Origin of the sequence: Pseudomonas sp. GW460-12-10-14-TSB1, assembly GCF_017349775.1 — a bacterium.
Lineage (GTDB): Bacteria > Pseudomonadota > Gammaproteobacteria > Pseudomonadales > Pseudomonadaceae > Aquipseudomonas > Aquipseudomonas piscium.
The window spans coordinates 22,362-33,853 of record NZ_JACNAC010000065.1 but is presented as its reverse complement, the minus strand read 5'-3'; the positions used below and the strand labels follow the sequence as shown (position 1 = coordinate 33,853).

Here is an 11,492-nt window from a genome sequence, read left to right as displayed (position 1 = left end):
CTCGCTCCTACAGACGCTGGATGCCGCTTCGGCTGATGCAACGGCATGAACCAGCAAAATGTAACGAAATACGACAATAAATCAGCGTATGGCCCATCTTCCGGGCCAGCATTCACAATCATTGATTTCCGTTAGCCAGCTAAGATTCCTCTTCACCGCAACCTGGAATCCCGCCCATGTCGTCCCTCGCCCCCACCGTCGCTACCGACGGCCTCGACCCGCTCCGCGCTGCCGATATCTCCGCCCGCATCGATCGCCTGCCCGCCGTTGCCACGGTCTGGCGCCTGGTGGCGCTGCTGTCCATTGGTGGTTTCTTCGAGCTGTATGACCTGTTCCAGACTGCCTATATCAGCCCCGGCCTGATCCGCGACGGGATCTTCGCCACCGGCAGCCAGGGCGTATTCGGTTTCTCCGACCAGGCGGCCTTCGCCTCGGCGACCTTTCTCGGCCTGTTCCTCGGCGCCAGCCTGCTGAGCCCGATCGCCGACCGCTTCGGGCGCCGGGCGATCTTCACCTTCGCCCTGATCTGGTACACCGTCGCCACGGTGCTGATGGGCGTGCAGACCTCGGCCCTGGGGATCATCGGCATGCGCTTTCTGGTGGGCATCGGCCTGGGCATCGAGTTGGTGACCATCGACGCCTACCTCTCTGAACTGGTGCCCAAGCACATGCGCAGCTCGGCCTTCGCCTTTGCCTTTTTCGTGCAGTTTCTCTCGGTGCCGGCGGTGGCGCTGATGTCCTGGTGGCTGGTGCCGCAGGACCCGTTCGGCATCGCCGGCTGGCGCTGGGTGGTGTTGGCCAGCGCGGTGTTCGCGCTGTTTATCTGGTGGCTGCGTTCCCGCCTGCCGGAGTCGCCGCGCTGGCTGGCCCAGCATGGGCGCTTCGCCGAGGCCGAGCGGATCATGGACGGCATCGAGGCTCGCTGCGCCAAGGACCATGGCAAGCCGCTGGACACCCCGCAGCCCGAAGCCCTCGGCGTCCAGGGCGCGGGGCGTTTCGCCGATATCTGGCAACCGCCCTATCGGCGCCGGGCGCTGATGCTGATCGTGTTCCATGTGTTCCAGGCCATCGGCTTCTTCGGTTTCGGCAACTGGCTGCCGGCGTTGCTCTCGGGCCAGGGCGTGAGCGTCACCCACAGCCTGATGTACGCCTTCATCATCACCCTCGCCTATCCGCTGGGGCCGCTGCTGTTCGTCAAGTTCGCCAACCGCTTCGAAAACAAATGGCAGATCGTCGGCTCGGCCCTCGGCGCCATGACCTTCGGCACCCTGTTCGCCTGGCAGAGCACGGCCTTGGGGCTGATCGTCTGCGGGGTGATGATCACCTTCTGCAACGCCTGGCTGAGCTTCAGTTACCACTCCTATCAAAGCGAGCTGTTCCCCACCAATATCCGCGCCCGGGCGGTGGGTTTCTGCTACTCGTTCAGCCGCCTGTCGACGGTGTTCAGCAGCCTGCTGATCGGCTTTTTCCTCGACCGCTTCGGCACGCCCGGGGTCCTGGCGTTCATTGTCAGCAGCATGCTGATCGTGATGTTCACCATCGGCCGTTTCGGCCCGCGTACCCGCAACCTGGCCCTGGAGAACATCGCCCACCCTTGACCGGTCGCCACTGGCCGCAAGCGGCAAGGCTTGTCCGCCGCGTGCCGCCAGCCTTGCCGGGCAACCGGCGCAGAGCCCTGCCCCAGAGCCCTGCGCAGTAGCGGCATGCAAATTGCTGCGCAGCCCTGCGATAGCCCTTACACACAGGTACCCAATCATGTTGGTCAGTGCCCAGAAAACCTCGGCGATCCAGCCCACCCAGCGGTCCGACATGGACCCGACCACCGCGGCCGCCAGCGCGCTGTACAGCGGTTTGATGCAGAACGTGCAGAACGCGGCGAACAACCAGATATCCCAGGCCGTGCAGCAGGCCAGCAACACGGTCGACGACAATGTCGCGGCGGCCTTCGCCAAGACCCGCGTGCTGCTCCAGGCCACGCCGCCGACCGCCAGCACCGCGCAAGCCAACAGCGCCACGCAGAGCTCGGCCCTGGACGAGTTCAAGGACTACATGAGCAAGTCCCCTGAACAGCGCATGCGCGACCGCATCCTCGAAGAGATGGGCATTACCGAGGAAGACCTGAAAAACATGCCGCCGGCGAAACAGCAGGCGGTGGCTCAGGAAATTGCCCAGCGGGTCCAGGACAAGCTGAAGCTGGCGCAAGTCGAGAAGGACGCCAGCGGCGTCGATAAGCAAGTCACCGACAAGTTCCTCGCGGCGCTTTAAAAGCGGCCAGTCGAAACAGGGTTCCCACGGGAACCCTTTTTCATGGGTCGGCTTGAGCGGCTGAGCTCAGCCTTGGGCCAGCATATCGAGCAAGGCCCGCAGCGCCGGCGACGGCTCGCTGCCCTCGGCCAGCACCAGGGCAAAGGTGCGCGGGATCGGCACGTCCAACGGCAGTACGCACAACCCATGGCGTTGCTCCGGCAAGGTCATCTGCGGCACCAGGGTCAGCCCCACCTGCTCGCGGACCAGGGTGAAGGCGCTGCTCCACTCCCGTACCTCGACCCGCACATCCGCCAGCTCCAGGCCGGCATCCGCCGCCAGGCTGCGGGCATTCACCGAACAGCCGCCGGTGGCCAGCACGAAGGGTTGGCTCACCAGCTCCTGCAAGGTCACGCCCTGCTCCTGACCGCGGCGCGCCAGGGCATGCCCAGCCGGCAGCACCGCCACCCAGGCATCGCGTCCCAGCAGGCCGACGCGGCGCTCGGGCGCAGGATTGAGCAGCACCCCGACATCGATCAATCGCGCTTCGAGCAAGGCCTCGACCTCGTCGTCGCTGACCTCCAGCGCCACCACCTGGATGCCCGGATACAGCTGCTTGAAGCGTCGTAGCAGCGGCGGCAGGAAAGTCGCCAGCACCATGGGGAAACTCGCCAGGCGAATGGTGCCGCGCTGAATGTCCCGGCAGGCGTCCGCGGTGTCGCGGATGTTCTGCAACGCCGCGAGCATCAGCCGCGCCTGTTCGACCACCTGTTCGCCGACGGCAGTGGGCAGGGTCTGGCGGTTCTCCCGGGTGAACAGCTGCACGCCCAGGCTGTCTTCGAGCAGCGCCAGGGCCTGGCTGGCGCCGGACTGGGTCATGCCGACCCGCTCGGCGGCGCGGGTGATGTTGCCGGTATCCGCCACGGCCACCAGCATGCGCCAGTGCATCAGGTTCATCATGGCAGTAGCTGTCCTTATGGGGTTTTTCTGGAAGATTAATTTTACTGAGAACAGCGCGGACTATGACACTGATCTCCCCCCTTTGGAGAGCCCTCGATGAACCTGTATTTCTCGCCCAACGCCTGCTCGCTGGCCCCGCATATCGTGCTGCGCGAACTGGCCCTGCCGTTCAACCTGGTGCGGGTCGACAACCGCAACAAGACCACGGCCGACGGCGCCGACTTCCTGACGATCAATCCCAAGGGGTATGTGGCGGCGCTGGAACTGGAGGACGGCCAGGTGCTGACCGAAGGGCCGGCGATCCTGCAATACCTGGCCGACCTCAAGCCGCAAGCGGGTCTGGCGCCGGCCAACGGCAGCTGGCAACGGGTGCGTTTGCAAGAGATGCTCAACTTCGTCTCCAGCGAGATCCATGGCAGCCTCGGCTGGCTGTTCAATACAGAGTTTCCCGAAGCGACCCAAGCGCTGATCCGGCAGAAACTGTTCAAGCGCCTGGCGCTGCTGGACCGCAGGCTGGAGCAGCAGAGCTACCTGCTGGGCGAAGCCTTCGGCGTCGCCGACGCCTACCTGTTCACCGTGCTGCGCTGGACCGCCGGCTTTGCCATCGACCTGGAACAGTGGCCGGCGCTGTCGCGCTTCCAGGCACGCATCGCCCAGCGCGAAGCGGTGCAAGCGGCGCTCACGGCCGAAACAGCTCTGTAGGAGCGGCCGGTCGACGCTCGATTGCCCGCGATGGCGGTTTCCCGTTCACCCCAACCCTCCCGCATCGATAAACCGGCTCAAGGCCAACACATCCACCGAGCCCGGCCGATCCTGATCGAGAAAGGCCACCTGGCTGCGCACCGCGCGGTGAATGCGGGCGCTGCCAACGCCCAATTGCAAGGGCCCGCGCAGATCGATGGCCTGGGCGGCGACTATCAGTTCGATGCTCGCCAGCCAGGCCAGGCGCTGGGTCAGTTGCCGGGTTTTCTCGATCACCGCCAGGGCCTGGCCGGCGTAGTCTTCGACCCGATCGGCCACCGGCACGCAGACCGCCGGCAGCGGATTGGCCAGATGGCCGATCTCCGCCAGCAGCGCCGCGGCACTGCGTTGCAAGGCGGCCATGCCGACATGCCCGGGTCGCTCGATGAGAAAGCGCGGCAGTTCGCTGGAGGCTGGAGACAGCAGCTTGGCGATGCGCTCGGCGGAACAGGCGGCGACCCGGCTCAAAGCCAGCCCCAGGCCTTCCCCGGCCAGAGCCAGGTGCGTGCTGTCGAAATTGGCGGTGGCCAGGACCTGGCGCTGCTCGTCGATCAATGCCGGGTTATCGGCGCCGCTGGCCAGTTCCACCTGCAGATGCTCGCGCAGCTGCGCCCAGGCCTGTCGCGCGGCGCCCTGCACCACGCCGGCACAGCGAAAGCTCAAGGGATCCTGCAAGCGCCGGGCGCTGTCTGGCTGCTGCAACTGGCTGCCCTCCAGCAAGTCCAGCAGCGCCGCCGATTGCTCGGCCTGGCCCGCCGCCGGCCGCAGGCGCGCAGCCCAGGGCTGGAAGGGACTGAGGTTCGCCCGATAACCTTCGCAAGACAGCGCCAGCGCCGCCAGCAGGCTGTCCAGGGCCTGGTCGGCCTCGGCCAGCAACAGGGCACCCAGGCCAATGCTCGCGGCATTCGCCGAGACCAGCGCCAGGCCGTCCTTGTCCACCAGCCGCGCCGGTTGCAGGCCATTGCGCTGCAAGGCCTCTCGCGCCGGCAGCCGCTCGCCGCGCCAGTGCACCCAACCCTCGCCGATCAGCGCCAGGCTCAGATGCGCCAATGGCGCCAGATCGCTTTCCCCCAGGGAGCCAAGCAAGGGCACCTCGGGTTCGATCCCGGTGTTGAGCAAGGCCAGCAAACTGTCGGCGCTGGCCTGGGAGATCCCCGAGCGGCCCTGGGCCAGCCCGGCCAGGCGCACGGCAATTATCGCCCGCAGTTCGGTCCGCGTGGCCAGGCGCCCGATACCCACGGCGCGACCCAGGGGGATCCGCCGTTGCAGGTCGTCGTCCGGCTGGGTCAGGGTCAGATCCACCGCCGCGCCAAGGCCGGTGGTCACGCCGTAGATGGCGTCGCCCGCAACCATCCGCTCCCGCAACAGCCCATGGCCGGCGGCGATCCGTTGCCGGGCGGCCGGGGTGAATTGCAGCCCCGCTTCCTCACGGGCAACCCGCAGCAGGTCAGCCAGCGCCAGGCCCTGCGGGCCCAGGCCGATCATGCGAAACGCAGCCGCTGGCCGATGCCCAGGCGCCGGGCCTTTTGCAGCAGGGCATGGCCCAGGGCGATATCGCTGAGGCTCAGGCCACGGTGCCAGAACAGGATGGTTTCCTCGCCGTGCTGCCGGCCGCTGCGCTGGCCCGCGACTATCTGCCCAAGCTCGGCGTGCAGGGTCTGTTCACTGAGTTTGCCGGCCTCGACGTGGGCCCGCAGCGCACCGAACATCCCAGCCTTGCATTGGCCCCAATCGTCCACCACCAGCTTGTCCATAATGTCGGTCAGTGACAGCTCCACCGCGCTCATGGTGCCGTAGGGCACGACAAAGGCACCGGGCTTGATCCACTCGGTGCGCAGCAGCGGTTCGGGCTGGTTCAGCCGCGACGCCTCGACCACAATGTCCGCGCCGCGCACCGCGCTCTCCCAGTCGTGGGTGACGATCACCGGCTTGCCCAGGTCGCGGCGCAGGCGTTCGGCAAAAGCCTCGCGGCTGTCCTCACGACGCGAGTGCACGCGGATTTCCTCGAAGTCGAACAGGTGGTCCAGCAGCCGCACGTTCCAGTACGCCGTGCCCCGAGCGCCGATATGGGCCAGCACCTTGCTGTCCGGGCGGGCCAGGTACCTGGCGCCGATGGCGGTGATCGCGCCGGTGCGCATATCGGTGATCGCCGAGGCGTCGAGGATCGCCTGGGGCACGCCGGTGGCCGGGTCCAGCAGGTTGAGGATCGCCAGTTCCGACGGCAGATCCTGGCGGTAGTTGTCGACGAAGTCGCCCACCACCTTGACCCCGGCGTGGCCGATATCGCCACCGAGCACCCCGCGCAGCACGTTGAAATGACCATTGATAGCGCCCCCGGGAATCAGGTGGGTGCGCGGCTCGATCACCGCTTCGCCACGGCCCTGGAGCGCCAGGCTGGCTTCGATGGCGGCGAGGATTTCGTCGTTGCTCAGGGCCAGTTCGGCGATGTCCAGGCCGTTGAGAAAATCGATATAGATGGGTTTCATGTGGCTCACTCGCTCTTGAATACGATCTGCTCGATCCGCACGGCCTTGGGGATCAGGTGGTTGGCGAGGAACAGGTCGGCGGTGCGTTGCTGGCTGGCCACGACCCGGGCATCGATGCCCTGCAAGGGCGAGCGCGAACGATGGCTGAAGTAGCTTTCCACCACCGGCCGTTGCAGGCCGAGGATGCGCGTCATGCTGTCGATGCTGGCGTCGCGCTGGTCGAAGGACAGCTGCTGGGCCGCGCCGAAGGCCTTGAGAATGGGGGCGACGGCAGTGCCGTGCTGACGCACGAAGGCACCGCTGGCGATGTAGAAACTGCCGCCGGAATCCAGGCCCTGGCCATCGCTGAGCAGGCGTGCGCTGCCGTCGAGCAAGGCCGCTGAATAATAGGGGTCCCAAATCACCCAGGCGTCCAGCTTGCCCTGCTCGAAGGCCGCGCGGGCGTCGGCCGGCGACAGGTACACCAGGTTTACGTCGCTGAGTTTCAGACCGGCGCGTTGCAGGCTCTTGAGGAAGAAATTGTGTGCGCTGGAACCCTTGAGCAGCGCCACCCGCTTGCCCTTGAGGTCGGCCAGGCTCTGCGCCTGGCTGTTCTTGGGCAGCAGGATGGCTTCGGTCTTGCCGTCGCTGGGCTCGACGCCGATGTATTGCAAGTCGATCCCCGCGGCCTGGGCAAAGATCGGCGGGATGTCGCCGATATTGCCCACATCCACGCTGCCGCCGTTCAGTGCCTCGATCAGTTGCGGGCCACCGGGGAATTCGATCCATTGCACCTGGGTGCCCGGCAAGGCTTTCTCCAGCAACTGGTGCTCGCGGGCCAGGACCATGCTCACCGAGCTTTTCTGATAGCCGATGCGCAATTGCCCAGGCTCGGCGGCCAGGGCCAGCGCAGCGCAGAGCGTGAGACACAGGGTGACGATAAAACCTTTGAACATCGGTGACTCCCAAACGAATTGAAAACACGGTCGGCCATGACGGCCTCATCGCCGGCAAGCCTGGCTCCTACAGAAGCCAGAAACGCCGCAGGCCAATGTAGGAGCCAGGCTTGCCCGCGAAAGCGATCCCCCTGACACACCCCGCCGCCTGCATCGCGCGCAAGCTGCGCTCCTACTGAGGCGCTGCCGCACCAGGCGCAAGCGGCTTACAGGGCAGCGCTGACGCGGCTGGCGACTTCGCTCGGCACCCAGCCTTGCCAGACCTGCGGCTGCTCGCGCAGGAAGGCCTCGGCGACCTGGCGCGGTGGCTGGCGGGTTTCACTCATCTGGCCCAGGGTGCGGTTCAGCAGGTCGATCGGCAGGTCGACCTTTTCAAAGAAACTCACCAGCTCCGGGTATTGCGCCTTGAACGGCGCGGACACGCCGATCGCCAGGTGCGCCGGCATCGACCGGGTGCCCTGCGGATGGGGGTTGTTGGCATCGGCCAGGGTCTTCCAGGCCTCGGCGTTGAAGGCCGGCTCCTCCAGCTTCACCAGCTTGAACTTGCCCAGCAGCGGCGTCGGCGACCAGTAATAGAACAGCACCGGTTTGCCGCGGCGGATCGACGAGCTGACCTCGGCATCCAGGGCCGCGCCGGAACCGGTGCGGAAGTTCACGAAGCTGTCGCTCAGCCCATAGGCCTTGAGCTTCTGGCTGTTGACGATTTCCGAGGTCCAGCCGGTGGGGCTGTTGAGAAAGCGCCCACGGCCCGGGTCTTCCGGATCGCGGAACACCTCCTTGTAGCGCGCCAGGTCGGCCACCGATTTCAGCTCCGGCGCCAGCGGCTTGATACCGCGCTCGGCATCGCCCTTGATCACGTATTCCGGCACCCACCAGCCTTCGGTGGCGCCCTTGACCGTATCGCCCAGGCCGAACACCTTGCCCTCGGCTTCGGCCTTGACCCAGGCCGGACTGCGCCCGGCCCACTCTTCGCCGATCACCTGGATATCGTTCTTGGCCAACGCCGCTTCGAGGCTGACGGTGCTGCCGGGCAGGGTCTCGGTCGGATAGCCGTAGCCCTTCTCGACGATCAGCCGCAGCACCTCGGTGATCAGGCTGCCGCTTTCCCAGGTGATGTCGCCGAAGTGGATCGGCGCCGGCTTGTCCGCCGCCGGCGCCTGCTGGGCCAGCAGGCTGAAGGTCAGCAGCGAGGTGCCGAGCAGGTGTTTGATGATCTTCATGGTGAACCTCTTGCTGGTTATTCACGTGTCCGTAGCCGCTGCCGCAGGCTGCGACCGGTCTGGACGGCATTGCGTATTTTCGAGGCCGCCGGGAAGGCCCTGCGGACCTTGGCGCAGCCTTCGGCAGCGGCTACAGGGTTAAAAGTCGTAGCTGAGCCTGGTGTAGTAGAACGCCCCCTCCGGCGCCGACGGCGACAAGTAGCTGTACTGCTGCCCCGGGGTCTGGCGCAGGCGGGTGTTGAAGTCGTCGGGCTTGCTGTCGAACAGGTTGTTGGCGCCCACCGACAGGCGCAGTTGCCGGGTGAAGGCGTAGTTGACGTCCAGGTCGGTGTTCCACTGCGCGGAGAAGGTCTGGTCGTACTGCGCGTTGGCCGCCGAGGCCGCGTATTTGCGGTACTCGCCATAGCGGGTCTCGGACAGCGCGATGGTCCAGGGGCCGTAGCGATGGATCGCCCCCAGCACCAGCTTGTCTTCGGGGTAGCCGTGTTCGAGGAAACCCTGGGCTTCGCGGGTCAGCACGTCGAAGCCGAACGGGTTGGAATGGATCTTCTCGATGGTGGTGCGCGCCTTGGTGTAGCCGGCCGACAGGCTCAGGGCGCCGTAACGCTGCAGGTCGAGGTTGTACTTGCCGACGATGTCGACGCCGCGGGTGCGGGTGTCGGCGGCGTTGGTCATGAACTGCGCCCAGGTGTACTGGCCGAACCCGGCCTCGCTGAGAATCCGCTCGGCGTCCGGCCCGGAAATCCCGCCGCTGTAGAGCAGGCGGTCGCGGATGGAGATCTGGTAGGCATCGATGGTCAGCGACGCCTGCTCGCTCGGGCGCAGCACCAGGCCCAGGGAATAGTTGGTGGACTTCTCCGGCTTCAGCGGCTGCGCGCCCAGGGCGCGGGCCGCCGGGTGGTCGGCCGGGAGCATGCGGGTCAGCACCGGGTTGCCGTTGATATCGACGTTGGTGGTGGTGGTCCAGGAGGTGCCGATCTGTCCCAGGGTCGGCGCGCGATAGGCGTTGTTGACCGTGGCCCGCAAACCCACCTGCGGGGTGAAGTCGTAGCGCGCCGAGAGCTTGCCAGTGGTGGCCGAGCCGAAGTCGGAATAGTGCTCGGTGCGCCCGGCAAGGCCCAGCTGGAACTTGTCGGTGACCTGGTTTTCCAGGCCGAAATACACCCCGCCGACATGCCGCTTGTAGGTCCCGGCGTCGTCCGGGGTCAGGCCGGATGCCTGTACCGCGCCCACTTGCACGCCATCGATGCCGCCGAAGGAGTAGGAGGAATAGTCGCCCTCCTCCAGCCGGTACTGCTCGTCGCGATAGGCCACCCCCGCCGAGACGGTGAGCGGATGCTCCGACCAGGCGACGTCCAGGTCCTTGGCATAGTCCAGGGTCAGGTTGGTCTGTTCGTTGATCAGCGTGGCCACGTCGAACTTGGTCGGGCTGTTGGCGCCGTAACTGGGGTTGACCGTGTTGAAGGCCAGTTCGTCGTGCTTGTCGCGGCCGTAGGTGGCGCTGAGGTCGAAGCGCCCGATGTTCTCGTCCTCGTAGCGGCTGCCCAGGGTCAACGCGCCATCCTCATAGCGGTAGCGGTACTTGGGAATGGTGCCGTTGGGGTAGATCGAGGCAACATTGTTGGGGTTGCTGGCCAACAGCGGCGGCGTGTTGTTGACCGACTTGTCCTGGCCGAAGGTGGCAAAGCTGTAGAGCCGCCACTGATCGCTGAGGCCGACTTCGGCGTTGGCCGCCAGGTTGTATTTGTCGCGACTGGCGCCGCCCCAGCGCGGGTCCTGCAACTGGCCGCCGGCTTCATATTTATCGCCGATGTCGGTGGGCTTGTTGTTCAGGCCGTTGAAGCTCAGGGTCAGGAAACCATCCCCCGGCAGGCCCAGGCCGTACCAGCCGTCGGCGCTCTTGCTGAAGCCATCGCCCTGGGCGTACTGGCCCAGCTGGGTGTTGAGCTGGCCGCCGCTGTCGCGCTCCTTGAGCACGATGTTGACCACCCCGGCCACTGCGTCGGAACCGTACTGCGCCGAGGCGCCGTCGCGCAGCACTTCGACATGGTCGATGGCGCTGATGGGGATCATGTCCAGGTCCACCGGCTGCGCGCCAATGAAGGGTACGCCGCCGGAGATGTTGACCACCGCCGAGGCGTGCCGGCGCTTGCCGTTGATCAGCACCAGGGTCTGGTCCGGCGACAGCCCGCGCAGGGAAGCGCCCTTGGGGTTCTGCCCGCGGGTGGCGCTCTGGTTCTGTGGAAAGTTGAACGACGGCAGCAGCTGGAACAGCGCCTGGTTGAGGCTGGTGGCGCCGGTCTGCACCAGCTCCTCGCTGTTGATCACGTCCACCGGCGCCGCGCTGGTCAGGGCCGTGGCGTCGCTGCGCCGGGTACCGATGGCCACCACCCGGTCGAGGGTCGGGGCCGCGGCTTCGCTGGCCTGGGCCTTGGCCTTGCGGCTGGTCGCACTCGCCGGTTGCGGGCCTTCCTTGATGATGAACGCGCCATCCGGGCTGACTTGCAGTTGCAAGCCGGTGCCGCGCAAGGCAGCCGCCACCGCCTGCTCGGCGGACAACGAACCGTCGACCCTGGCCGAGGAGTAGTTGCCCAGTTGCGGGGTAAAGGAAATCACCTGGCCGCTTTGCCGGCTGATGTTCAGCAGCACCTCGTCCAGCGGACCGGGCGCCAGGTGGTACTGCTGGCGGGCCGCTTCGGCCCCCTGGGCGCCAGCAAGAAACAGCGCGGCCAAGGGGCCGATGGCCAAGGCCAGACGCGAACGACGCTGCACGGTTGTGGATATAGGCAACATGACTCCCCCCCAAAAGCATCCAACAATGGAAATCCAACAACGCTGCTCCCCGCAGCGTTTACGGGAGTGATGTGCAACGGCCGGGCGAAAACTTGCAGATCCTTTGGTTATGG

Annotated in this window: 9 protein-coding genes; 3 read left to right on the top strand and 6 right to left on the bottom strand. The window is 66.3% G+C overall.

The genetic code is table 11. The annotated features are described in order from the left end of the window. Positions 1-176: 176 nt before the first annotated feature. Positions 177-1,598, top strand: a complete 1,422-nt coding sequence (locus J4D52_RS26710) for an MFS transporter (RefSeq protein ID WP_102677561.1) — start codon at positions 177-179, stop codon at positions 1,596-1,598. A gap of 157 nt (positions 1,599-1,755) precedes the next feature. Continuing rightward, positions 1,756-2,265, top strand: a complete 510-nt coding sequence (locus J4D52_RS26705) for a hypothetical protein (RefSeq protein ID WP_102677560.1) — start codon at positions 1,756-1,758, stop codon at positions 2,263-2,265. 66 nt (positions 2,266-2,331) lie between these two features. Here J4D52_RS26705 and J4D52_RS26700 read toward each other — a convergent pair whose 3' ends face one another. Next, positions 2,332-3,204 carry a LysR family transcriptional regulator gene (locus J4D52_RS26700; protein ID WP_102677559.1) on the bottom strand — a complete coding sequence of 291 codons (873 nt, stop codon included), beginning with the start codon at positions 3,202-3,204 and terminating at the stop codon, positions 2,332-2,334. Between the two features lie 96 nt (positions 3,205-3,300). Here J4D52_RS26700 and gstA point away from each other — a divergent pair, with 96 nt between their 5' ends. Beyond that, a complete protein-coding gene (gene gstA / locus J4D52_RS26695; protein ID WP_102677558.1) occupies positions 3,301-3,906 on the top strand; it encodes a glutathione transferase GstA in 606 nt (201 codons plus the stop codon). Positions 3,907-3,951: 45 nt separating this feature from the next. On the opposite strand, the gene hutH is transcribed toward gstA, so the two are convergent. The 5 genes from hutH to J4D52_RS26670 all read right to left on the bottom strand — a co-directional run bounded on the left by hutH (position 3,952) and on the right by J4D52_RS26670 (position 11,379). Next, positions 3,952-5,430 (bottom strand): histidine ammonia-lyase, encoded by a 1,479-nt coding sequence (gene hutH, locus J4D52_RS26690; RefSeq protein WP_102677557.1) that lies wholly within the window; start codon positions 5,428-5,430, stop codon positions 3,952-3,954. Further along, positions 5,427-6,431, bottom strand: coding sequence for an ornithine cyclodeaminase family protein (locus tag J4D52_RS26685; RefSeq protein ID WP_102677556.1), 1,005 nt, complete (start codon positions 6,429-6,431; stop codon positions 5,427-5,429). Before J4D52_RS26685 ends, hutH begins: the two co-directional genes overlap by 4 nt. A gap of 5 nt (positions 6,432-6,436) precedes the next feature. Further along, complete coding sequence (locus tag J4D52_RS26680; protein ID WP_102677555.1) at positions 6,437-7,366, bottom strand: aliphatic sulfonate ABC transporter substrate-binding protein; 930 nt, start codon at positions 7,364-7,366, stop codon at positions 6,437-6,439. A 206-nt stretch (positions 7,367-7,572) separates the two neighbouring features. Continuing rightward, the gene (locus J4D52_RS26675) at positions 7,573-8,586 is read right to left on the bottom strand and encodes an ABC transporter substrate-binding protein (RefSeq protein WP_097304762.1); all 1,014 of its coding nucleotides are present in this window, start codon (positions 8,584-8,586) and stop codon (positions 7,573-7,575) included. A gap of 138 nt (positions 8,587-8,724) precedes the next feature. Further along, entirely contained in the window at positions 8,725-11,379 is a 2,655-nt protein-coding gene (locus tag J4D52_RS26670) for a TonB-dependent receptor (protein ID WP_102677554.1), read from the bottom strand. Positions 11,380-11,492 lie beyond the last annotated feature (113 nt).

Bases quoted from the DNA above. Each gene is read 5' to 3' on its own strand.
- J4D52_RS26710 (WP_102677561.1), top strand. From the start codon at position 177: ATGTCGTCCCTCGCCCCCACCGTCGCTACCGACGGCCTCGACCCGCTC.
- J4D52_RS26705 (WP_102677560.1), top strand. From the start codon at position 1,756: ATGTTGGTCAGTGCCCAGAAAACCTCGGCGATCCAGCCCACCCAGCGG.
- J4D52_RS26700 (WP_102677559.1), bottom strand. From the start codon at position 3,204: ATGATGAACCTGATGCACTGGCGCATGCTGGTGGCCGTGGCGGATACC.
- gstA (WP_102677558.1), top strand. From the start codon at position 3,301: ATGAACCTGTATTTCTCGCCCAACGCCTGCTCGCTGGCCCCGCATATC.
- hutH (WP_102677557.1), bottom strand. From the start codon at position 5,430: ATGATCGGCCTGGGCCCGCAGGGCCTGGCGCTGGCTGACCTGCTGCGG.
- J4D52_RS26685 (WP_102677556.1), bottom strand. From the start codon at position 6,431: ATGAAACCCATCTATATCGATTTTCTCAACGGCCTGGACATCGCCGAA.
- J4D52_RS26680 (WP_102677555.1), bottom strand. From the start codon at position 7,366: ATGTTCAAAGGTTTTATCGTCACCCTGTGTCTCACGCTCTGCGCTGCG.
- J4D52_RS26675 (WP_097304762.1), bottom strand. From the start codon at position 8,586: ATGAAGATCATCAAACACCTGCTCGGCACCTCGCTGCTGACCTTCAGC.
- J4D52_RS26670 (WP_102677554.1), bottom strand. From the start codon at position 11,379: ATGTTGCCTATATCCACAACCGTGCAGCGTCGTTCGCGTCTGGCCTTG.